Origin of the sequence: Rhizobium leguminosarum (genome assembly GCF_004123835.1) — a bacterium.
Taxonomy (GTDB): domain Bacteria; phylum Pseudomonadota; class Alphaproteobacteria; order Rhizobiales; family Rhizobiaceae; genus Rhizobium; species Rhizobium leguminosarum_M.
The window spans coordinates 139598-160922 of sequence record NZ_MZMU01000003.1; the positions used below are offsets into that span (position 1 = coordinate 139598).

Consider the following 21325-nt stretch of genomic DNA (forward strand, 5'->3'; position numbering starts at 1 on the left):
ATGGTGATGGACAGGTGAGCGAAGGGCTCAGCCGTCCTTTTCGACCGCATGGACATTGATCTCCACCGCCCGGCCGGCCTTCCAGCCATTAATCGCCGCGCCCAGTCCGAGCGCAACGAACAGGGCGGCGCACCAGGAAAAACTTCCGGTCCAGCCGTGGATGAGGCCGACGATGAGCGGGCCGATGGCGGCGAGCAGATAACCGACGCATTGCGCCATGCCGGAAAGATGGGCGGCGACATCGGGATCGCGCGAGCGCAGCACGATTGTCGTCATGGCCGCCGCGATCAGTCCGCCCTGACCAATGCCCTGCAGCACCGCCCACAGCCAGACGGTCGAGAGCGGCGCGAAGAGCAGGCCGAGCAGGGCGATGACGGCGACGCCGCAGAGGCTCGCATTGATCAGCCGCTGGTCCCGGCCACGCACCGCGATATGCGGCACGATCAGGCAGGATGCCGCCTGCACCATCACCGACAGCGAAACGATTGCTCCGGCGGTGACGCCGTCGAGCCCGCGTTCGCGCAAGATCGGAACCAGCCAGCCGAAGACGCAATAGGCAAGTGCCGATTGCAGCCCCATGAACAGCGTCACCTCCCAGGCGAGCCGGTCGCGCCAGAGGCCTTTGACGTGGAAGCCGTTTCGCCTTGCCTGTCTGCCGCTGCGAAGAACCTCAGGCAGCCAAAGCAGGCTGACGATGAGGGCGGGCAGCGCCCAGATAGCGAGCGCGCCCTCGAGAGAGCCGCCGAGCGCGTGCTCGATCGGCAGTGTCAGCCCGGCCGCACTTGCCGCCCCGGCGCAGAGCGCCATCGTGTAGAAGCCGGTCATCAGCGCGGCACGTCCGCCGAAGTCCCGTTTCACCAGCCCCGGCAGCAGCACGTTGCCGACGGCGATGCAGGCGCCTGCAAGGGCGGTGCCGATGAAGAGCAGCGGCACGGAGGAAAGCCCGCGCAATGCAGTGCCGAGTGCCAGAAGCAGGAGAACGCCGAGCAGCGTGCGTTCGGTGCCGAGGCGCTGGGCAAAACGAGGCGCAAGCGGTGAGAAGGCGCCGAGGCAGACAACCGGCAGCGTCGTCAGCAGGCTGGCGCCCAGCGCGCTGAGGCCCAGTTCCGAGCGGATTTCCGGCAGCAGCGCCGAGGCGCTTGAGAAGACCGGGCGCAGGTTGAAGGCGATCAGCACCAGGCTTGCGCCCAGCAGGAAACGATCCGCAACTCCCCGCACCGGCGTTGCCTGCGGCGGCGGAAGGCTGCCGGCCTCGGCGTCTACAAGCAGTTCGTCGGCGGCGTCGAGCGCGCTGGCGGCATCGTTGGCAGGCGTGTTCATGACAGGATCATCCGCTCGAGTGCGGCAAGAACCGGCGCCATGAAGCGGCGCACCGCCGCATCCGCCTTGTCGGGATCGCCGGTTTCGATGGCGTCGACGATATCGGCATGCGCCTGCATGTCCGGCTCGGGAATGTCCTTGCCGAGCGTCGCCGCGATGGTATCGGCGATCGAGGCCGAGAAGAAATCGTAGATCTCGATCATCGCCCGGTTGCCCGAAGCGGCGATGACAGCCTTGTGAAAGGCGAGGTCGCGTTCGATGAAGGCGGCCTGGTTGCCGCCATCGTAATTGCCGCGCTCGGCAAGCAGCCGGTGAAGCCCGGCAACCGTCTCCGGCGTCTTGCGGATCGCAGTCAGCCGGGCTGCCTCGACGTCGAGCGCCAGGCGCGCCTCGAACTGGTCGCGCAGGCTGGCGCGCCGCGCCATCGTCAGCGGCCGGCCGGCATCGCTGGTGGCGCGGACATAGGTGCCCGAACCCTGCCTTGTTTCGAGATAACCCTGGGAGACGAGAACCCGCACCGCCTCACGCACCGTGCCGCGACTGACGGAAAGCATGGCCGAGAGCGAGGCTTCATTCGGCAATTTTTCGCCGACCGCCCAGCGTTTGCCGAGAATGTCGCCGCGGATCGCCTCGATCGCCTCGTCGGCGAGATTGGTCTTGCTGAGCGCTCGCATCCCACTACTCATAAAGTCATCAGATGACTTTATGAGTAGTGGGATTTCGATCTTTCGTCAACGCCGACATCACGACAATAAAGACATGGAGACAATAAAAAAGGGCCGCCTCAGCGACCCTTTCCATGAGTTTGGCCTCAAACTGGCCTGGACTGTCTATGCAGCCCCAGGAAGGCGGGGATTAGAGCGAGGGCTGCCTCGCCTTCGTCACCTCTTCCATGCCCGTTACGAGGTCCGAAATCTCATTAGACATTGGATCACCTTCCTTTCGTTCTGTTGCTGATGGCTTAAAGTTAGGCTGATTCTTTCGAGATGCAAGCAAAAATGCACGCATGCCCTGCTTTGGGAAACACGGGTGTTCACGAGAGAACACAGTGTTTTGCCAAATTTGAAGAGGCTATACGTCAAGAAACCGTCATGTTTGGCTTGCAAACCGGCCCCGCGTTAAGCTGTTGTTAGCTGCGTCGTTCGACAATTTCAGCATTCCCGCCGGTGCGGCGGCGGGTTCCGGAGCAAAGAGCCATGTGTCGCTGGGCAGCCTATCGCGGAGACCCTCTCTATCTCGAGGAGCTGGTATCCTCGCCCGCCCACTCGCTGATCGAGCAGTCGCATTGCGCCACCCGCGCCAAGACGGCAACGAACGGCGATGGCTTCGGCATCGCCTGGTATGGTGACAGGCCCGAACCCGGCCGCTACCGTGATATCCTGCCCGCATGGTCGGATTGCAATCTGAAGAGCCTGGCGCGGCAGATCCGTTCGCCGCTCTTCCTCGCCCATGTCCGCGCTGCCACAGGCGGCGGCACGCGCCGCGACAACTGCCATCCCTTCACCCATGACACCTGGTCCTTCATGCATAACGGCCAGATCTCCGGCTTCGAACGCCTGCGCCGGCCGATGGAGGCGATGCTCGACGACGAGTTGTTCAATGCCCGCGGCGGCACGACCGATTCCGAGCTGATGTTCCTGCTGGCGCTGCAGTTCGGCCTGCGCGAGGCGCCGGTCGCCGCGATGGCGGATATGATCGGTGTCGTCGAAGAGCTTGCCGACAGCGTCATCGGCTCGATCCTCCTGCGTTTTACCGCCGCCTTCTCCGACGGCAACACGCTCTATGCGATCCGTTATGCCACAGATCGCAAGGCGCCGACGCTCTATGCGTCACCTGTCAGCGCCGGTTATTGCCTCGTCTCCGAGCCGTTGAACGATGATGTCGATGCCTGGGCGGAAATTCCGGATGGCAGCGCGGTCACTATCGGCAACGATGGCATCGACGTCGCCGACTTCCGGCCGGAGAAGCGAGGTGCCGCCAAGCCGCAGCGCGTGGCTATTCCTGCCTAACGCTTGGCGCAGCTGAGCCGCGCGACGTCAGCCGAGCCGCTGGCGATCAGCGGAGCTGCTTGGCGATCAGTGCCGCCAGCCTTTCGGCAACCTCTTCCTTCGTCAGGTCAGGCCATTGCTCGACGCCGTCGCGGCGAACGAGTTTGACCCTGTTGCGGCTGCCGCCCATGATGCCGGTCGCAGGAGAGACGTCATTGGCGACGATCAGGTCGGCGCCTTTTCTCTCGAGTTTCGCCTTCGCATTGCTTTCCACGTCCTGCGTCTCGGCGGCAAAGCCGATCACCAGCTTCGGCCGCATCGTGTGATGGCCGACGGTTTTGAGGATGTCCGGATTCTCGGTCAGCGCCAGCGTCGGAATGGATTCGCCGGGATGTTTCTTCAGCTTCTGGTCGGCGGCCGAGGCCACACGCCAGTCAGCCACCGCCGCGACCATCACCGCGATGTCTGCCGGCAGCGCCGCAAGCACGGCATCGCGCATTTCCTCGGCCCGCTCGACATGCACGACATTGACGCCGACGGGGTCGGCGATCGTCACCGGCCCCGATACCAGCGTCACCTCCGCTCCGAGCTTTGCAAGGGCTGCGGCGATCGCATGTCCCTGCCGGCCGGAGGAGCGGTTGGCGATATAGCGCACCGGATCGATCGGCTCGTGCGTCGGTCCTGAGGTGACGATTGCCTTGCGTCCCTTGAGCGGCTTTTCTCCATCATCGAGCATGGTTTCGGCAGCGGCGACGATCTCCAGCGGTTCCGCCATCCGGCCGAGTCCGGCCTCCCGGCTTTCCGCCATCTCGCCGGCCATCGGCCCGATGAAGCGGATGCCGTCGGCTCTGAGCATCGCGGCATTCCGCCGCGTCGCCGGATGCGCCCACATGGCGGGGTTCATCGCCGGTGCGGCAAGCACCGGCCTGTTCGTCGCCAGAAGCACGGTCGAGGCAAGATCGTCGGCAAGCCCGTTCGCCATCTTCGCCATCAGATCGGCGGTCGCAGGGGCGATCAGCACGAGGTCGCAGTCGCGCGCCAGCCTGATATGGCCGATATCCTGTTCGTCGTCTCGCGAAAACAGATCGAGATAGACATGATCCGCCGCCAGCGCACCGACGGCAAGCGGTGTGACGAATTCCTGGGCGCCTTTGGTCATCACAGGGCGCACGCTCGCGCCGCGCTCGCGCAGCCGGCGGATCAGATCCAGGCTCTTATAGGCAGCAATGCCGCCTGAGATGATGAGGAGGATGCGTTTGCCGCTGAGAGCCATGGCCTTCTTCCCATTGCCTTTTCTGACCGCCCTCGACCCTAAGCCTTTGGCGGAGAACATGCAATCGCGAGGGTGAGCGAGAGGGCCGGCCCTTTGGGAGATGGCGGGGAACGGAAGGTTGCCGCAAATCTCTTCTCCCCTTGGGGAGAAGGTGCCGGCAGGCGGATGAGGGGGCTGCACGGCACACCCCTCCCGTCATCACCTATCCCCGTCACGCCAACGGCAAGCGCGCTGAACACGGTCGAGACGACGCCAGCGCGGCCGAAGCTCGCATAGGCGTTGTTGAAAAGACCGGCTTTGCCGGCCCCCTCATCCGCCCTACGGGCACCTTCTCCCCGAGGGGAGAAGAGGGAATCGAGACGTTCCGGCATATCCCTTAGCTCCGCCCCAACCCGCAGCGGATAACCGCGCCGCGCCGTCTCAGGTGCGGGTGATCGAGGCGCCGCCGTCGACCAGCGAGGCCGTGCCGGTGACGAAGCTTGCATCGTCGGAGGCGAGGTAGAGGACCGAGCGGGCAAGTTCTTCGGGGTTTGCGACACGCTTCAGCGCATGCAGATTGGTGACGAAGGCCTGCTTCTCAGGCGTATCGTTCATGTCCCGATACATGTCTGTATCGACCGCACCTGGCAGGATGGCATTGACGCGCACGCCCTGCTGGCCGAATTCGGCGGCAAGCGCCTGCGTCAGGCCGATCAGGCCGGATTTGCTGGCGGCATAGGCGGCAACACCGGGAAAGGCGAAGCTGTAGCCGACGAAGGTCGAGGTGAAGATCACCGAGCCGCCGCCATTGTCCACCATCGCGCCGATCTGATGCTTGGCGGCGAGGAAGGAGGCCGTCAGGTTGATCGCCAGCGCCTGGCTGAAGCCTGCTTCCGAAACAGCGGTGCTCGGACCGGCTTCGCCGAGCGTGCCGGCATTGTTGAAGGCAATGTCGAGCTTGCCGTAATTCGTCACGGCGGCTGCGACCAGCGCCTTGTGATAGTCTTCCGAGCGCACGTCGCCGGCGATGGCGATGGCGTCGCCGCCCTCTGCCTTGATTTCCGCGACGAGGCTGTCGAGTTCGCCTTGGCGGCGGGCTCCGACGACGACCTTGGCGCCTTCGGCGGCGAAGAGCTTTGCCGTGGCGCGGCCGATGCCGGAGCTTGCGCCGGTGACGATCGCGACCTTGTTGTTCAAGCGGTTCATGGTTCCATATCCTAGATTTGAGGTGAGGCGGCCCCTGCCGTCCCTTTCGATGAATGAAAGATGGCATTTTCCTTTCGTTCGGATTAGTCTCCAGATTGGGGAATTCGAATTCGGAAAAGCCGAACGATGATCAGGATCGAAGGTATTGCGGCTTTCGTCGCCGTGGTCGAGGCGGGCTCGGTCAGCGAGGCGGCCCGGCGGCTGCGGCTGTCCAAATCCGTCGTCAGCGAAAGGCTGGCGGAGTTGGAGAAGTCGCTCGGCGGCATGCTGCTGCACCGAACGACCCGCAAGCTCACTTTGACGGAGGATGGCATGGTCTTCCTGGAGCGCGCCGCGCGCATCGTGCGGGAGATCGAGGAAGCCGCGGCCGATATGGCCGAGCGGCGCGGAACGCTGTCCGGCCCGATCCGCATCGCCGCCCCGGTCACCTTCGGCCGCATGCATCTCGGCCCGGCGCTCTATCCCTTCCTTGCCGAACATCCTGAGATCGAACTGACCCTCGATATCGATGACCGGCGCGTCGATGCCGCCTCGGACGGTTATGATGCCATCATTCGCAATGGTCCGATCGCCGATAGCCGGCTGGTCGCCTGGAAGCTCGCGCATAGCCGCCGTCTTCTCTGCGCCTCGCCGGATTATCTCGCCCGCCAGGGAATTCCGTCCTCGCTGGCTGATCTCGACAGCCATCGCGGCATCTTCTACACCAATCGCGGTGTTGCCGACTGGCGCTTCCAGACGCCTGACGGCGCGATCGTCGTCCGCGCGAAACTGGCGCTCGGCATCAACAATGGCGACATGCTCCGCGACGCCGCGATTGCCGGGCTCGGCATCGCGCTGCTGCCAGCCTTCATCGCCGGCCCGGCCATCCGCGAGGGCCGGCTTGCAGAAATCGATGTCGGCCATAGGCCGGAGGCCGAATTCATCTACATGGCCCATCCCGAGGGCCGAAATCCCTCCGCCAAGCTCCGCGCCATCGCCGACCATCTGAAGAAGAGCTTCGGCGATCCGCCCTATTGGGATCCGGCGGGTTATTCATGAATTCAAGAGGCTCATCAGGTTCTCGGTGACCGGCGAGCGGTGTGTTTTCAGCATTGCCAGCGCCAGGCGCGCCACGGCCGGAGGCCCTTCGATCGGCCGGTATGCCACACCTTCGAGCTTGATCTGCGAAATCGAGGCCGGCACGATCGAGACGCCGAGATCGGCCGCCACCAGATTGACGACCGAGGAAATCTGCGGCGCCTCCTGCGCCACGGTCAGCTCGAATCCCGCCTTGCGGCAGGCAAGCACGACATCGTCGTAAAGGCTCAAGCCCACGAGCCGGGGAAAGAGGATGAAGGGTTCGTCCGCCAGCGCCGCAAGCGGCAGGCTGGGGTGCTGTGTCAAGGGATGGCTGGCGGGCAGGGCGATCACCATCGGCTCATCCGGCAACCGCCGCAGCCGGATGCCGGCGGGATCGTCGAGGCTGGGACGCATGAAGGTGGCGTCCAGCTCACCGCGTTCCAGCTTCTGCATCAGCGCCAGCGTATTCATTTCCGTCAGCGACAGCTGCACCTCCGGCCAGCGCGCGCGAAACCGGCGGATCGTGGTGCTGACGACGGGGTTGAAGGCGGAGGACGCGGTGAAGCCGAGCGACAGACGGCCGGTCTCGCCGCGATTGGCGCTTTGCGCCGCAAGCTTCGCCTTCTCCGCAGCTGCCAGCGACGCCTTTGCCTCGCCGAGGAATGCGGCGCCCGCCGCCGTCAATTCGGCGCCGTGCGGCACGCGGTGAAATAACGCTGCACCCACTTCCCTCTCCAGATCGCGGATTTGCTGGCTGAGGGGCGGCTGCCCGATGCCGAGCTTGCCGGCGGCACGGGTGAAATTGCCTTCTTCCGCCACCGCGAGAAAATATCGCAAATGCCGCAACTCCATCGCCATCTCCAAAACCTATCGAAATCGCCAGTGTCATATATTGGACAAATGGAGGGGCGTCGACTAGATCGGAGACGGGAAGGATGAAGATATGCCGACGTCGGCGCATGCAATGAAGACCTCCGAGACAAACGCGATCCCAGGGCAGAAGCAATACCTGACCCGTGGCACCGGCGCCTATCGCCGCGCCAGCCTGGCGCTCTTCCTTTCCGGCTTCTCCACCTTCTCGCTGCTCTATTGCGTGCAGCCGCTGCTGCCGATCTTCTCGCAGGAATTCTCCGTCAGCCCGGCCGAAAGCTCGCTATCCCTGTCGCTCTCCACCGGCTTCCTGGCGGTTGCCATCGTCTGTGCCGCCGCCGTCTCGGAAGGCCTTGGCCGCCGCAGCCTGATGTCGATATCGCTGGTCGGCGCGGCATTGCTGACCATCGCCACCGCCTTTGCCCCGAATTGGCATCTGCTGCTCGTCATCCGCGCGCTGCAGGGCTTCGTTCTCGGCGGCGTGCCGGCCGTCGCCATGGCCTATCTCGCCGAGGAAATCGATCCGCGCGGCCTTGGCGCCACCATGGGCCTCTATGTCGGCGGCACGGCCTTCGGCGGCATGTCCGGCCGCGTGTTGACCGGCATCTTCGCCGAATACCTCACCTGGCGCCCGGCGCTTTTCATCATCGGCGCCATCGGCCTTGCCGCCGCGATCGGCTTCATCGCCCTCTTGCCGCCGTCACGCAATTTCGTCCGCCGGCCGGGCTTCGATCCGCGCTTTCATGCAAAAGCCTGGCTCGGCCATCTCACCAATCCGGCGCTGCCCTTCATCTTCGCCATCGCCTTCCTGGCGATGGGCTCCTTCGTGACGATCTACAATTATGCCGGTTTCCGCCTTGTGGCGCCGCCTTACGACCTCAACCAGACCGAACTCGGGCTGATCTTCACCGTCTATCTCTTCGGCATCGGCGCCTCTTCGATCGGCGGTCTGCTCGGAGACCGGATCGGGCATTTTTCCGTGCTTCTCTTCGGTCTGGCGCTCACCGCCGCCGGCAGCGCACTGACGCTCGCAGCCTCTCTCCCGGTCATCATCATCGGTATCATCGTGCTCACGACCGGCTTCTTCATGAGCCATTCCATCGCCAGCGGCCTTGTCGGCAAGCTGGCGCATGGAACCAAGGGGCATGCCTCATCGCTCTATATGCTCGCCTATTATGTCGGCTCCAGCCTCATGGGTTCGGCGGGCGGCTGGTTCTTCGCGGTTGAAGGCTGGGCCGCTGTCATTATCTTCACGCTTGCCATGCTGGCGCTGGCCTTTGTCTCCGCCTGTTTTGCCCAGCACTTCGCGAGGAGAAAAGCATGATCCGCATAGACCGTCTCGATCATCTCGTGCTGACCGTCGCCGATATCGCCATCACCTGCGATTTCTATTCCCGCATCCTCGGCATGTCGGTCGAAACCTTTGCAGAGGGCCGCAAGGCGCTGAAATTCGGCCGGCAGAAGATCAACCTGCACCAGGCCGGCCACGAATTCGATCCCAAGGCGAGACATCCCACACCCGGCTCAGGCGACCTCTGCTTTATCGCCGAGACGCCACTTGCCGATGTCATCGCTGATCTAGAGGCCGCGGGCGTTACGATCGAAGAGGGTCCGGTCGAACGCACCGGTGCGACCGGGCGTTTGCGCTCGGTCTATTTCAGGGACCCCGACGGCAATCTCCTCGAAGTCTCCAATCTGATCGCTTGATGCGTTGCCCAGACGACTTGATCGAAGCTAACCTTCCCAGTTCTCGGTTTGTAAATCAGCCACGCGCTCGAACTCACGCAGATTGCGGGTGATCAGGATGAGGCCGCGTGCGGCGGCCTGTCCGGCAATCAGGACGTCATAGGGTCCGATTGGCCTTCCCAATGCCTGCAGCGCCGCGCGGATTTCTCCCGCCTTGCGCGCGTCGCTCCGGTCGAATTCCAGGATATTGAATTGCAACGCATCGATCCGCACCAGATTCTCATCGGTACGGAGGCTTTTGTAAGCACCGTAGAAGAGTTCATGCGCAACGATTGCCGGTATGGCGAAATCTTGCGGTCTGTGTTTGCGCAGTTCGGCGATGAGGCGCTCATTGACCTTCATGAGGGCAATGACGGCATTCGCATCGAGCAGGTACTTCATTTGAAGAAGTCGAGTTCGGGTCTCTCCTGCCCGGCAGGTTTCTCTTCCGCCGCTGTCGCAAAGTCCCGATCAACCGGACCGGCCACGTCGGCAAGCCAGTCCCAATCATCGGAAATCGGCTCGAGAATGATCGCACGCCCCTGCCGTCGAATGGTGACGCTATCGCCATCAAAGCGGAATTCCTTGGGCAGTCGGACGGCCTGGGAACGCCCCGACCAGAAGATCTTTGCTGTTTCCATGTCATCGTCCTCGGCAGGATATGACAATGATATATAGCAGATCGTGGTCCATTTCAACCAAGCCGGATATAGGGCACGTCCTTCTTCGCCACCTCGTCCAGCGCCTCGTCGTAACCGGCATCGGCGTAACGCATGACGCCAAGCGCCGTATCGTTGGTCAGCGCATGGTCGAGCCGTTCGTCGGCGGCATCCGTGCCGTCGGCGACGACGGTGACGCCACAGCTCGTCATATAGCCGGCATAGCCGCCGCCGCCGGAATGGATGACGACGAGATCGGCCATCGACGAGCAGAGCATCATCGCATCGATCAGCGGCCAGTCGGCGATCGCGTCGGATCCGTCCTTCATCCCCTCGGTCATGATATTCGGATGCGCCATGGCGCCGGCATCGAGATGGTCGCGCGAGAAGGCGACGGGGCCTTTGAGTTCGCCGCTCGCAACCAGCGCATTGACGCGCCTTGCGAGTGCCGTGCGTTCGCCGTGGCCGAGCCAGGCGATGCGGGCCGGCAGCCCCTCGAAGGGCACATGCTCGCGCGCCAGCCGGATCCAGTTGGTGATGATCTTGTTGTCGGGAAACATTTCGAGCAGCAGGTCGTCGATGCGGGCGATATCGCTCTCCTCGCCTGACAGAGCCATCCAGCGGAATGGGCCGATCGCCCGGGCAAACAGCGGCCTGAGATAGGCTTCGGTGAAGATCGGGATGTCGAAGGCATTGGCGACGCCGCCCTCTTTGGCCTGCGTGCGGATCAGATTGCCGTTGTCGAAGACTTCGGAACCCTTCTTCTGAAACTCCAGCATCGCAGTCACATGTTCGACGATCGAGGCGCGGCTTGCCGCCATCAATTGTCCCTGCCCATCGTCGCGCAGACCTTTGACCTGATCGAGGCTCATGCCCTTCGGCACGTAACCATAGACGAGGTCATGCGCCGAGGTCTGGTCGGTGACGATATCGGGCACGATGCCGCGCCGGGCGATCTCGGGATAAACCTCCGCCGCATTGCCGACGAGCCCGACGGAAAGCGCCCGCTTGTCCTTCACCGCCTTATCGATCATCCGAAGCGCGGTATCGAGATCGGGCGCGATTTCCTGAAGATAACCGATCTGCTGGCGCTTGCGGGCCTGTTTCGGATCGATGTCGACGCAGAGGATCGCAGCGCCTGCCATGCGGCCGGCGAGCGGCTGCGCTCCGCCCATGCCGCCGAGACCGGCCGTCAGCACGAACCGGCCGAGAAGGTCGCCTCCGAAGCGCCGCTCGGCGATGCGCATGAAGATCTCGTACGTGCCCTGGATGACGCCCTGGCTGCCGATATATTGCCAGGCGCCGGCCGTCAGCCCGCCCCAGCAGATCAGTCCCTTGCGCTGCAGCTCATAGAACACTTCGGCCTTTGCCCATTGCCCGACAATATTGCAGTTCGCCATGATGACGAGCGGCGCCTTGGCATGCGTTCGAACGAGCCCGATCGGCTTGCCGGACTGGATGAGCAGCGTCTGGTCCTCCTCCATCTCGGTCAGCGCCTTGACGATGCCTCTGTGCGCCGCCCAGTTGCGGGCCGCCTTGCCCAGCGCGGCATAGACGATCAGATTGTCGGGATCCTCGCCGACGGAGAGCACGTTTTCGAGCAGCCGCAGCAGCGCTTCCTGCCGCCAGCCTTTGGCCCGCAGTTCCGGCCCGCCGGGAATCGGAAATTTCGGATGACGTGGATTGGCCTTCGGCATCGTGGGTTCCTCGCTTGGTTCTTCTTTTCCCTTCTCCCCAGCGGGGAGAAGGTGGCCCGAAGGGCCGGATGAGGGGGCCGCACGGTACACCATTCATTGCCCTTCGCTAGCGCTCAGTGCACTCGCGGCCTTGCCGCTCCCCCCTCATCTGTCCTTCGGACATCTTCTCCCCGCTGGGGAGAAGAGGGAATGGCATCATTCGTCACTTGCTGGGCAGCGATTCCACATAGGCGAGCGCCGCATCAAGCAGACGCCGTCTGAGAGTATCGTCGCCGTAAACCTCGGCACCGCCTCGTACCCAGCCATGCATGACACGTTCGCCCGACAGCATCTGGATCACGCCCGGCAGTGCCAGGGCCCAGCCGTCATTGCCCTTGCCGAGACGGATCAGCATGCCGTCATGGCGCGCGCAGCAGAGAAGATTGCCGTTCAGCATGAAAGCCCAGCCGCCGAACATGGATTTTTCAGTAAGGCCCGGCCGATCGACGAGTTCCTCACGCATCAGTTCTTCGAGACCGGGATCGCGCGCCATGGCTTAGGCCTTCGTCGCCAGTGCATAGCGTGCGATCTCGATCCCCATCGCCTTTTCGACGACGGGATAGACGGTCGGATCGAGCACGCTTGCCGACAGCGGAATGATCTCCATCGGCACATGCAGAATGAAGACATGCATACCCTCCTTGAGCTGGCCGACGCTGAGCGGCTCGCCCTCCGGCGAAAGCGTGGTGATGACGGCGGGGAAGGTGGCAAGCCTTTTGCCATCCGCATCGTCCACCGCCATATATTCGTTCATCACATGCAGCGTCACCGATTGCTCGCCCGAGCCCACGGTGATCGTGCCGATGTCGAACGCCTCCTTGGTGTAGACCACGTCCTTGCGGGTGATGACGCCTTTGGCAAGGATATGGCCGCCCGTCGTATTGCAGATCGCGTCGATGACGGCAGATCCGCCGCGCTTCTCCGCCGCGATGATCGCCTCGCCGAGCGCAAGCGCCATCGAGATGCCGCCGAGCGCCGCATGGGCGCGGACATAGGAGGCCCGGAGCGGATTGCGGCAGCTGGCGATGAAGCCGCCGGATTGGTCGGCCGCAGCCCGCAGCACCGGCGAGATCTTCGCCGTCGCCCCCTTCACCACCAGCTCGATGTAACGATTCTCGGCGCGATTGCCGCCGACGGCGGTCTGGATCATCTGCTCGGGCGAACCGGCCATGCCGATTGAGCCCATGTCGCCTGTGGGATGCGCGCGGATATCGCCGACCGCGTCGACCACCTTGGTGCCGAGGATCGCCGACGGCAGCCAGCCGTTCAGCGTCGAGGATTTGCCGTTCTGGCCGATGATCAGCCCGGAAAGCTTTTCGCCGAGCGCCTCCTGCAGCAATTGCACGGCCTTCACATAATCGATGCCCTGCATTTCCCAGGGGGTGGTGGAGGCCGGCGCGCCGATCGCGGCTGCGGTGGCGATCCAGTCCTCGTCCTTCAACTCGTCGATCGAGACCAGCTCCGGCTTGCCGACATTGACGGCGGCAAGCCCAAGCATCCGCCCGTGATCGGCCCAGCCGCCGCCGCCGGCGGCATAGACGGAGCCGCCTTTGACGGCAGCTTCCACGTCCTTCTCAACCAGTATGCGTCCCATCGGTCTTCTCCTCTTTCGAGTTCTTGTCCAACTCGCGCACAGCTTCGAAAAGCACGGCGGCGCCGAGTGCGATATCGTCGTTTTCAGCCCATTCGTCAGCCGAATGGCTGCGGCCGTCCCGGCAGGGCACGAAGATCATCGCCGCCTGCGCCACCTTGGCGATCCAGGCGGTATCGTGTCCCGCGCCGGAGGCCATGCGCCGATGTTTTGCGCCGACCCGTTCGCAGGCAGCCTCCAGGGTCGACAGCAGCCCGGCATCGCCAGGCGTCGGCTGATTGTCGGAAACCCGGTTCGGCGTCTTGATCGTCACGCCGTAAGCGCCTGCCAGCTTTTCGACATGGCCGTCGAGCCAGCGGCAGAATGCCTCCATGTCGGCGCGGATTTCGGCGCGGCCATCGATCAGCAGCACCACCTTCGACGGCACGACATTGGCGGCGTTCGGCTCGATCCTGAATTCCCCGACCGTTGCTGCAAAATGGCCCGGCGTTTTGGCAAGTTCTGCAGCGGCGTTGCGGATGTCGAGCACCAGCTGCGATGCCGCGACCAGTGCATCCGCCCGCCGGTCCATCGGCGTCGTGCCGGCATGGTCGGCTCGCCCTTCGACGGTGATCTCGATGCGGGTGATGCCCGATATCGCAGTGACGATGCCGATATCCTCCTTTTCGGCTTCGAGCACCGGGCCTTGTTCGATATGGAGTTCGAGAAAGCCCGCTATATCTGGTCTGTTCTGCTGCATCAGCACATCGGGTCTGCCGCCGACCTGGGCGATGCCCTCAGCCAGGTCGCGCCCGTCGCTGACGCGCGAAAGCCAGGCCTCCGGCAGCTGGCCGGTCATGCCGCGGCTGCCGATGCAGGACACGCCGAAGATGCTCACCTCCTCGGCAAGGAAATCGACGATTTCGAGATCGTGATCGAGTTCGATATTCTGATCGCGCAGCGCGCGCGCCACCTCCAGCGCCGAGATCACGCCGGCGATGCCGTCGAAGCGGCCGCCGTCCGGTACGGTGTCGGAATGCGAGCCGACCATGATCGTGCCGAGCCACGGTTTCCGCCCCGTGCGCCGGCCGATCAGATTGCCGGCAGCATCGATCCGCGTTTCCAGTCCCGCCGCCTTCATCCGCGCTTCAATATAGGCCCGCCCTTCGAGGAAGAGCGGCGAGAAGGCTCGCCGCGTCCAGGGATGCCCCGGCTCGGTAATCCCGGCCAGCGCCTCGATATCTCCAGCGATCCGGCCGGCATTGACGGGAAGATTGCGGCTCATGCTTCAGCTCCCGCAATAAGCTGGCGCGGCAGCGGCCGCACGAAGCGGCCGGTGCCGGGCCCGGCCAGCACCTTCGCGCCCTCGGCGATCTTTTCGCCGCGCAGATAGGTGGCCGAGACGGTCCAGGGCAGGCGGATGCCGCTATAGGGGCTCCAGCCGACGACGTTGTTGCCGCTGGCTGCGGCATCATAGACGCTATCGCGCGGCTCGAGCACGGTGATATCGGCGTCCTTGCCAGGCGTCAGTGCGCCCTTGATATGGTCGAGCCGGAAATGCTTCGCCGGGTTCTCCGCCATCAGCCTGGCGGCCCATGTCAAAGGAATGCCGCGTTCGATGGCACCTTTGACGAAAAGCGGCACCATCACCTCGAGGCCGGGAACGCCGGAGGCGTTGGCAAGCATGTCGGGATTGGTCTTGCGGTTTTCCGACCAGCTGACGTGGTCGGTCGAAACCAACCAGACATCGCCCTCGGCCACCTTCCGCCAGAGCGTCTCCACCTCGGCTCGCGGCCGCACCGGCGGATTGATCTTCGCCTTGCCGCCGAGCCGCTTCACGTCGTTTTCCTCGTCGAGTATCAGGTAGTGGATGCAGCATTCCACAGTCGCCGCAAAGCCATCGCGGCGATAGGCGCGCGCGATGTCGTAGCCGCGCCCGAGCGAGCAGTGCACCACATGCGCCGGGCAGCCGGTATTGGCGCCGGTCTCGAAGATCGTATGCATCGCCAGCAGCTCGGTGATCGGCGGCCGCGACAGGCCGTGCGCCCGCCAGTCGGTGATGCCGCTCGCCTTCACCTGTTCCATGTAAGTGCGCACCGCCTCGTCGTCTTCATTGTGCACGCCCGCCGTCAGTCCCGTCAGCGCGATTGCCGCAAAGCAGGCGTCGAGCAGGGCCGGCGGAATGCGCGGAAAGCGCTTGGGGTCGGTGCCGAAGGTCGAGAACTTGAAGGCCGCAACGCCTGCCTCCACCATTTCGCGGATCCGCGCCGGTCCTTCTTCCGGATCGATGGTGCCGTAAAGCGCGAAGTCGACGCGCGCCTGCGGGCCGGCATGGTCGATCTTCCGCTTCACCGCCGCTGCCGAGCAGACGAGATTGCCTTCGTCATAGGGCATGTCGACGATCGTCGTCACGCCGCCGGCCGCCGCCGAACGCGTAGACCAGATGAAATCTTCCTGGTCTTTCTGGGAAAGCGAATGCACCTGGGCGTCGATCGCCCCGGGCAGGATCAGCGCTTTTCCGAGCAGATGCCGTTCGCGGCCCGCAGGCGGCACGCCGAGGCCGACCTCGGCGATTTTGCCGTCGCGCACGGCGACATAGCCCTCTTCGACAATGCGGTCCGGCAGCACCACTGTGCCCTGCAGAACGAGATCGAAGTCCATTTTGCTTCCTCCCTACAGCGCCGCGCGTCTTTCTAGCCGCGTAAAGGACGCTGTAACACCTTGAATTGCTGCATAATTCCTTAAGTCCATCTCGACTTAAGGGGTTATGCAGCAAGCTGGAAATCAGACTGCTGCCGGCTCGTGATGGGTTAACCGTTCCTCTATGCGCTCCAGCGAGCCGAGGGCGAAGAAATCGTCGAAGGAGGCGATCGGAACCTGCTCGGTCAGCTTCGTAACGAATTCGTCCGAACCAAGTTCCTCCTCGATCGCCTCCACTTCAGCCGAAAGCGGTCGGTCGACCGTATAGAAATCCGCATGTTTGCGCACGACCTCGTAAAGCATGGCGGCGACACCCTTCGGTTCATCGCCGAGAATATCGATCGCCTGGGCCGACAGCAGCGCCTCGAGTGCTGCAAGCCGCTTCAGCGCCCGCATCTGCCGGTCGAAGCGTTCGATGACGAGCGGCAGGAAGGCCGCCTCATCCTCCAGCCCGGCTGCGACGACCAGCGACTGGGCCGACACAGGATTGGACATCGACAGCACGCGCGAGAAGATCTCGCCGGCAAGTTTGATGATCGGCCCGAACCCGGTGGCAATCCGCCCCGGCGGCACGAGATTGACCGGCAGGTCGCGCCGCTGGCCATTGCCGAGAATGACGCAGCGGTTGAAGGCGTTGCGCGCCGCATGCGCCATGCAGAGCGCGGCCGATTCAAGCAGGATCGTCACATCGAGCGGCAGCGAGCCGCCTGACGTCATCACCCGGCCTTCGACCACGACGGGATTGTCGTCCGAGCGCCCGGTGGCGGCAAGGATCTTGTGGCCGGTCGATAAGAGGTTTTCGATCACTGCGCCGAACACCTGCGCGATCATGCGCAGGCTGAGCGGATCCTGCACATGCGTGGCCACCGGCCAGTTCCATTCGTCGGAGGCATTGCAGAGCCAGGCGCCGATCAGCGCTTCGCGCGCCGTTCCGACATGCCGGACCGCCTTCCAGGGATCGCGGGAAGCGCCAAGCGCGCCGGCCGCCATCATCGCCGTCGCCAGCAGGACGCGGATCGAGGCAGCGGCGTTGCGCGTCGTTTCCGCTGCCGAGGCAAAGCTCACCGCATTGATGCTGAGCGAGGCGAGGCTGTCGCGCGGCGCCATACGCATCGGTTCCAGCCCGGCCGCCTGGAAAGCCTCGGCCGCCTGCATCCGGTTTCCGCGATAGATTGCTTCGCCGACGCCGGTCAGCACTGCGCCGATCTGTCCCATCAGGCCGATATCCGCACAGCCGATCGAGCCGGTGCGGCGCACCACCGGGATGAGATCGGCTTCGAGCATCCTGATATAGGCTTGGATCAGCTCCGGCGTGCAGCCGACCTGGCCGGTCAGCGCCGTATTGATACGGATCGCCATGGCATTGCGCACGATATTGCAGGAAAAGGGGGTGCCGGTGCCGAAATGATGGGCGCGCACCAGGCCGAGATTGAAGGTGTCGAGTTCGTCGGCCGACCACTCCACATCCTTCATGGCGCCGACGCCTGTCGTCGAGCCGTAGACCGGCATGCCGGAGGCAATGGCATCCTCGACGATCTCGCGGGCGATCGCGATGCGGGCCATGCCTGTCGCCGAAGCGGAAATCGCAGCCTTGCCCGCACCAATCGTTACCATCTCGGCAAAACCGAGCGGTCGTCCGGAAAGTTCGATGCCAAGGCGTTCGTGCTTCATGTGCCTATCTCCTTAAAAGTGAGACTAAGCGAGCCATCCGTCACATGGGATATCCCAAATGCCGAACACAGCATGTTTTTGGCAGGCGGTCAGCTCAGCATCCAGGCAATATAGAGAAGCGTCAATGCGATGACCCACAAAGCAATCTTGGCCGAGCGGTTGTGCCGCGCTTCGGCCTTGCCGATCGCCTCCGCCGTCTCAGCGTCGAAACGTAAGCCGTGCTCGCTCATATGCAGCAGCTGGTGATGGAACTTTTCGGTCTTCGCCGCGATTTCGGGCACGGCTTCGGCGAGCTTCACTGCCGCCTTCAGCCCGTCCTTGATATCGGTGGCGATCCGCTTCGGCCCGAGATTGGTGCGGATCCAGTCGCCGACGACAGGCTCGGAGGCTTTCCACATGTTGAAGCGCGGATTGAGCATGCGCGACACGCCCTCGACCACGACCATGGTCTTCTGCAGCATCACCAGCTCCGGCCGCGTCGCCATGTCGAAAAGTTCGGTCACCTCGAACAGCAGCGTCAGCAGCTTGCCCATCGAGATCGTCTCGGCCGGCTGTCCATGGATCGGCTCGCCGATCGCCCGGATCGCCTGGGCGAAGCTCTCGACATTGTGGTGGCCGGGCACATAGCCGGCCTCGAAATGCACCTCGGCAACCCGGATATAGTCGCGGGTGATGAAGCCATAGAGGATTTCGGCGAGGAACCGCCGCTCCTTTTTGCCCAGCCGCCCGACGATGCCCATGTCGACGGCGACGATCATGCCGCCTGCATCGACGAAGAGATTGCCCGGATGCATGTCGGCATGGAAAAAGCCGTCGCGCAGCGTATGGCGCAAGAACGACTGGATCAGCGTATCGGCAAGCAGGTTGAGATCGTGGCCCGCCGCCCGCAGGCCGTCGACATCGGACATCCTCGTGCCGTCGATCCACTCCATGGTGATGACGTCGCGCCCGGTGCGTTCCCAGTCGACCTTCGGCACGCGGAAACCCGGGTCCTTTTCGGTATTTTCGGCGATCTCGGAAAGGGCGGCCGCCTCCAGGCGAAGATCCATCTCCACCTTCGTCGTCTGCTCCAGTGTCTTCGTCACCTCGACCGGCCGCAGCCGCCGGCTGGATGGTAGGAAACGCTCCTGCATATGGGCAACGAGATACATCGCCTCGATGTCATGGGCAAAGCGCTGGCGCACGCCGGGCCGCACGATCTTGACGGCGACCTTTTTCCGGCCTTCGGCGCTCTCGACCTCGGCCGGATGCACCTGCGCGATCGAGGCGGCGGCGATCGGATCGCCGAAGCTTGCATAGAGCTCGCCGATCGGCCGCCCGAGCGAGCCTTCGATATTCGCCTTGGCGGCCGCCGAGGGAAAGAAGGCCATCCGGTCCTGAAGCTGCGACAGGTCATTGGCGAATTCGACGCCGACGACATCCGGCCGCGTCGCCAGGAACTGCCCGATCTTCACATAGGAGGGACCGAGCCGCTCGACAGCCTGGGCCAACCGGTCGCTGCGCTTTTGATGCCGCGCCTTGCTTCGCTCGAAAATCGTGACGAAGGATTTGGCGAGCACGACCGGAGGCGGCAGCCCTTCGGAAGGAAGGGCCGACACGACACCCTCACGCACGAGCACCCAGCCGACGCGCCAAAGGCGGAAATATGCGCCGAAAGTACTCATGTTCTGTTTGATTCTCGCGCGACGCTATTCGAAAACCGCTCTACACTTTTCGGCGTCATGCGTCAGAGCTTCCAGCCGGAATGGAGTGCGGCGATGCCGCCGGTATAATTGGTGAAGGTGACGCGCGAAAAGCCGGCCTGGCGGATCATTGCCGCGAAATTCTCCTGGTTCGGGAACTTGCGGATCGATTCCACCAGATATTGGTAGGGTTCGGCATCGCCGGTGATCGCCTTGCCGAACTGCGGAATGGCGTTGAACGACCAGGCGTCGTAGATCTTGTCGAGAAGCGGCATATCGACTTCGGAAAATTCCAGCACCAGCAGCCGCCCGCCGCGCTTCAAGACGCGATAGGCCTCAGACAGCGCCGCATCGATCCTCGGCACGTTGCGGATGCCGAAGGCGATCGTATAGGCGTCGAAGCTGCCTGTCTCGAAAGGCAGTTCCTCGGCATTCGCCTCGACGAAGGTGAGATTGCCGGAAAGCTTCTTCTTTTCCGCCCGCTCGGCGCCGACGTCGAGCATCGAACCGTTGATGTCGAGCACGGTGGCATGCGCCTGTCTGCCCGAAGCTTCGACGATGCGGAAGGCGATGTCGCCCGTGCCGCCGGCAACGTCGAGTACCTTGTAGCCAGGCTCCTTGCGCGGGTTCAGCGCCGAGATCATCGCATCCTTCCAGGCGCGGTGCATGCCCATCGACATGACGTCGTTCATGATGTCGTAGCGCTTGGCGACCTTGTGGAACACCTGGTTGACCAGGCCCTGCTTCTGGCCATCAGGCACCTCGCGGAAGCCGTAGGAGGTCTCCATACCGCCATCGGCGGAAGTGCGGCTTTCTGACATCAGACTGCTCCGTTCCTGAAGATTCGGGCGCGACGGCCATAGCGAAAGACCGCGCGCGACGTTATCTATGGGCCGCGTTTTCCGCGGCACACTGGCGCTATAGCGCACATCGTCGTCGGTTGAAACACGTTAGAGATAGATGGGTTAAGATGCCGGAATTGCCAGAAGTCGAAACGGTGAAACGCGGCCTGACGCCGGCGATGGAGGGCACGCGCGTCACCAGGCTGGAGCTGCGCCGCGGCGATCTGCGCTTCCCCTTTCCCGACGCTTTCGCCGACAGGGTTTCCGGCCGCACCATCGTCAGCCTTGGCCGCCGCGCCAAATATCTGCTGGTCGATCTCGACGACGGCAACACGCTGATTTCGCATCTCGGCATGTCCGGTTCTTTTCGCATTGAGGAGGGCCGCATCGAGGAGGGGGCTGCCTCCGGCATGCCGGGCGAATTCCACCATGCCCGCTCGAAGGACGAGAAGCACGATCACGTCGTCTTCCATCTGCAAGCGGCCAGCGGCCCCCGCCGCGTCGTCTATAACGATCCGCGCCGTTTCGGCTTCATGGATATGGTGGGACGCGCCGATCTCGCCGCCCATCCCTTCTTCCGCGATCTCGGCCCGGAGCCGACGGGAAACGAGCTCAGCGCCGCCTATCTGGCCGAACGCTTTCGGGACAAGGCGCAGCCGCTGAAGAGCGCGCTGCTTGACCAGAAGAATATTGCCGGTCTCGGCAATATATATGTATGCGAGGCGCTGTGGCGCGCGCATCTTTCACCCATCCGCGCCGCCGGCACGCTGGTGACGGCGACTGGCCGGCCGAAGGCGCAGCTCGACCTGCTCGTCGCCTCGATCCGCGACGTCATCGCCGATGCGATCGCCGCCGGCGGATCGTCGCTGCGCGACCATATCCAGACCGACGGATCGCTCGGCTATTTCCAGCATTCCTTCTCCGTCTATGATCGCGAAAGTCAGGCTTGCCGCACACCCGGCTGCGGCGGTACGGTCGCCCGCATCGTCCAGGCGGGTCGCTCCACCTTCTATTGTGCCACGTGCCAGAAGTAAGCCTGCCAGAA

Annotated in this window: 20 protein-coding genes; 5 read left to right on the plus strand and 15 right to left on the minus strand. The window is 63.7% G+C overall.

What is annotated here, in order from left to right; translation table 11 throughout:
- Positions 1 to 27: 27 nt before the first annotated feature.
- Both B5P46_RS04365 and B5P46_RS04370 read right to left on the minus strand, forming a co-directional pair.
- Positions 28 to 1320, minus strand: coding sequence for a CynX/NimT family MFS transporter (locus B5P46_RS04365; RefSeq protein ID WP_129417653.1), 1293 nt, complete (start codon positions 1318 to 1320; stop codon positions 28 to 30).
- Positions 1317 to 1994: a FadR/GntR family transcriptional regulator gene (locus B5P46_RS04370; RefSeq protein ID WP_129417654.1), complete on the minus strand. Its 678-nt coding sequence runs from the start codon at positions 1992 to 1994 to the stop codon at positions 1317 to 1319. Before B5P46_RS04370 ends, B5P46_RS04365 begins: the two co-directional genes overlap by 4 nt.
- A 522-nt stretch (positions 1995 to 2516) precedes the next feature.
- Between B5P46_RS04370 and B5P46_RS04375 the strand changes: the two genes are divergently transcribed.
- A complete protein-coding gene (locus tag B5P46_RS04375; protein WP_129417655.1) occupies positions 2517 to 3329 on the plus strand; it encodes a class II glutamine amidotransferase in 813 nt (270 codons plus the stop codon).
- 46 nt (positions 3330 to 3375) lie between these two features.
- Here the strand turns inward: B5P46_RS04375 and coaBC are convergent, their stop codons facing one another.
- Positions 3376 to 4581: a bifunctional phosphopantothenoylcysteine decarboxylase/phosphopantothenate--cysteine ligase CoaBC gene (gene coaBC, locus B5P46_RS04380; protein WP_129417656.1), complete on the minus strand. Its 1206-nt coding sequence runs from the start codon at positions 4579 to 4581 to the stop codon at positions 3376 to 3378.
- A gap of 420 nt (positions 4582 to 5001) precedes the next feature.
- On the minus strand, positions 5002 to 5766 hold the full coding sequence (locus B5P46_RS04390) for an SDR family oxidoreductase (protein WP_129417658.1): 765 nt from the start codon (positions 5764 to 5766) through the stop codon (positions 5002 to 5004).
- 126 nt (positions 5767 to 5892) lie between these two features.
- On the opposite strand from B5P46_RS04390, the gene B5P46_RS04395 reads away from it, so the two are divergent.
- Positions 5893 to 6804, plus strand: coding sequence for a LysR family transcriptional regulator (locus tag B5P46_RS04395; RefSeq protein WP_129417659.1), 912 nt, complete (start codon positions 5893 to 5895; stop codon positions 6802 to 6804).
- Here the strand turns inward: B5P46_RS04395 and B5P46_RS04400 are convergent.
- Positions 6799 to 7677, minus strand: coding sequence for a LysR family transcriptional regulator (locus B5P46_RS04400; RefSeq protein WP_129417660.1), 879 nt, complete (start codon positions 7675 to 7677; stop codon positions 6799 to 6801). The genes B5P46_RS04395 and B5P46_RS04400 overlap by 6 nt on opposite strands.
- Positions 7678 to 7768: 91 nt before the next feature.
- Between B5P46_RS04400 and B5P46_RS04405 the strand changes: the two genes are divergently transcribed.
- Positions 7769 to 9019, plus strand: a complete 1251-nt coding sequence (locus tag B5P46_RS04405; RefSeq protein ID WP_129417661.1) for an MFS transporter — start codon at positions 7769 to 7771, stop codon at positions 9017 to 9019.
- Positions 9016 to 9402 carry a VOC family protein gene (locus B5P46_RS04410; RefSeq protein WP_129417662.1) on the plus strand — a complete coding sequence of 129 codons (387 nt, stop codon included), beginning with the start codon at positions 9016 to 9018 and terminating at the stop codon, positions 9400 to 9402. Before B5P46_RS04405 ends, B5P46_RS04410 begins: the two co-directional genes overlap by 4 nt.
- A gap of 27 nt (positions 9403 to 9429) precedes the next feature.
- Here B5P46_RS04410 and B5P46_RS04415 read toward each other — a convergent pair whose 3' ends face one another.
- From B5P46_RS04415 to ubiE, 10 genes are all read right to left on the minus strand, one after another.
- Complete coding sequence (locus B5P46_RS04415; protein ID WP_129417663.1) at positions 9430 to 9822, minus strand: type II toxin-antitoxin system VapC family toxin; 393 nt, start codon at positions 9820 to 9822, stop codon at positions 9430 to 9432.
- Positions 9819 to 10061, minus strand: coding sequence for an antitoxin (locus B5P46_RS04420; protein WP_129417664.1), 243 nt, complete (start codon positions 10059 to 10061; stop codon positions 9819 to 9821). The genes B5P46_RS04415 and B5P46_RS04420 overlap by 4 nt, the downstream gene beginning before the upstream one ends.
- Positions 10062 to 10114: 53 nt before the next feature.
- Positions 10115 to 11776, minus strand: a complete 1662-nt coding sequence (locus tag B5P46_RS04425; RefSeq protein WP_129417665.1) for a urocanate hydratase — start codon at positions 11774 to 11776, stop codon at positions 10115 to 10117.
- A gap of 202 nt (positions 11777 to 11978) precedes the next feature.
- A complete protein-coding gene (locus B5P46_RS04430; RefSeq protein WP_129417666.1) occupies positions 11979 to 12308 on the minus strand; it encodes a TfoX/Sxy family protein in 330 nt (109 codons plus the stop codon).
- Positions 12309 to 12311: 3 nt separating this feature from the next.
- Complete coding sequence (locus tag B5P46_RS04435; protein WP_129417667.1) at positions 12312 to 13409, minus strand: DUF917 domain-containing protein; 1098 nt, start codon at positions 13407 to 13409, stop codon at positions 12312 to 12314.
- Positions 13390 to 14670, minus strand: a complete 1281-nt coding sequence (locus B5P46_RS04440; RefSeq protein ID WP_129417668.1) for a Zn-dependent hydrolase — start codon at positions 14668 to 14670, stop codon at positions 13390 to 13392. Before B5P46_RS04440 ends, B5P46_RS04435 begins: the two co-directional genes overlap by 20 nt.
- Positions 14667 to 16046 (minus strand): dihydroorotase, encoded by a 1380-nt coding sequence (locus B5P46_RS04445; RefSeq protein WP_129417669.1) that lies wholly within the window; start codon positions 16044 to 16046, stop codon positions 14667 to 14669. The genes B5P46_RS04440 and B5P46_RS04445 overlap by 4 nt, the downstream gene beginning before the upstream one ends.
- Before the next feature lie 123 nt (positions 16047 to 16169).
- On the minus strand, positions 16170 to 17756 hold the full coding sequence (locus B5P46_RS04450) for an aromatic amino acid lyase (protein ID WP_129417670.1): 1587 nt from the start codon (positions 17754 to 17756) through the stop codon (positions 16170 to 16172).
- Between the two features lie 89 nt (positions 17757 to 17845).
- On the minus strand, positions 17846 to 19420 hold the full coding sequence (gene ubiB, locus B5P46_RS04455; RefSeq protein ID WP_129417671.1) for a 2-polyprenylphenol 6-hydroxylase: 1575 nt from the start codon (positions 19418 to 19420) through the stop codon (positions 17846 to 17848).
- Positions 19421 to 19482: 62 nt separating this feature from the next.
- The gene (ubiE, locus tag B5P46_RS04460; protein ID WP_129417672.1) at positions 19483 to 20259 is read right to left on the minus strand and encodes a bifunctional demethylmenaquinone methyltransferase/2-methoxy-6-polyprenyl-1,4-benzoquinol methylase UbiE; all 777 of its coding nucleotides are present in this window, start codon (positions 20257 to 20259) and stop codon (positions 19483 to 19485) included.
- A gap of 149 nt (positions 20260 to 20408) precedes the next feature.
- Here ubiE and mutM point away from each other — a divergent pair, with 149 nt between their 5' ends.
- On the plus strand, positions 20409 to 21314 hold the full coding sequence (mutM, locus tag B5P46_RS04465) for a bifunctional DNA-formamidopyrimidine glycosylase/DNA-(apurinic or apyrimidinic site) lyase (protein ID WP_129417673.1): 906 nt from the start codon (positions 20409 to 20411) through the stop codon (positions 21312 to 21314).
- The last annotated feature ends 11 nt before the right edge of the window (positions 21315 to 21325 follow it).

Coding starts and splice junctions, on each gene's coding strand:
- B5P46_RS04365 (WP_129417653.1), bottom strand. CDS start 1,320: ATGAACACGCCTGCCAACGATGCCGCCAGCGCGCTCGACGCCGCCGAC.
- B5P46_RS04370 (WP_129417654.1), bottom strand. CDS start 1,994: ATGCGAGCGCTCAGCAAGACCAATCTCGCCGACGAGGCGATCGAGGCG.
- B5P46_RS04375 (WP_129417655.1), top strand. CDS start 2,517: ATGTGTCGCTGGGCAGCCTATCGCGGAGACCCTCTCTATCTCGAGGAG.
- coaBC (WP_129417656.1), bottom strand. CDS start 4,581: ATGGCTCTCAGCGGCAAACGCATCCTCCTCATCATCTCAGGCGGCATT.
- B5P46_RS04390 (WP_129417658.1), bottom strand. CDS start 5,766: ATGAACCGCTTGAACAACAAGGTCGCGATCGTCACCGGCGCAAGCTCC.
- B5P46_RS04395 (WP_129417659.1), top strand. CDS start 5,893: ATGATCAGGATCGAAGGTATTGCGGCTTTCGTCGCCGTGGTCGAGGCG.
- B5P46_RS04400 (WP_129417660.1), bottom strand. CDS start 7,677: ATGGAGTTGCGGCATTTGCGATATTTTCTCGCGGTGGCGGAAGAAGGC.
- B5P46_RS04405 (WP_129417661.1), top strand. CDS start 7,769: ATGCCGACGTCGGCGCATGCAATGAAGACCTCCGAGACAAACGCGATC.
- B5P46_RS04410 (WP_129417662.1), top strand. CDS start 9,016: ATGATCCGCATAGACCGTCTCGATCATCTCGTGCTGACCGTCGCCGAT.
- B5P46_RS04415 (WP_129417663.1), bottom strand. CDS start 9,822: ATGAAGTACCTGCTCGATGCGAATGCCGTCATTGCCCTCATGAAGGTC.
- B5P46_RS04420 (WP_129417664.1), bottom strand. CDS start 10,061: ATGGAAACAGCAAAGATCTTCTGGTCGGGGCGTTCCCAGGCCGTCCGA.
- B5P46_RS04425 (WP_129417665.1), bottom strand. CDS start 11,776: ATGCCGAAGGCCAATCCACGTCATCCGAAATTTCCGATTCCCGGCGGG.
- B5P46_RS04430 (WP_129417666.1), bottom strand. CDS start 12,308: ATGGCGCGCGATCCCGGTCTCGAAGAACTGATGCGTGAGGAACTCGTC.
- B5P46_RS04435 (WP_129417667.1), bottom strand. CDS start 13,409: ATGGGACGCATACTGGTTGAGAAGGACGTGGAAGCTGCCGTCAAAGGC.
- B5P46_RS04440 (WP_129417668.1), bottom strand. CDS start 14,670: ATGAGCCGCAATCTTCCCGTCAATGCCGGCCGGATCGCTGGAGATATC.
- B5P46_RS04445 (WP_129417669.1), bottom strand. CDS start 16,046: ATGGACTTCGATCTCGTTCTGCAGGGCACAGTGGTGCTGCCGGACCGC.
- B5P46_RS04450 (WP_129417670.1), bottom strand. CDS start 17,756: ATGAAGCACGAACGCCTTGGCATCGAACTTTCCGGACGACCGCTCGGT.
- ubiB (WP_129417671.1), bottom strand. CDS start 19,420: ATGAGTACTTTCGGCGCATATTTCCGCCTTTGGCGCGTCGGCTGGGTG.
- ubiE (WP_129417672.1), bottom strand. CDS start 20,259: ATGTCAGAAAGCCGCACTTCCGCCGATGGCGGTATGGAGACCTCCTAC.
- mutM (WP_129417673.1), top strand. CDS start 20,409: ATGCCGGAATTGCCAGAAGTCGAAACGGTGAAACGCGGCCTGACGCCG.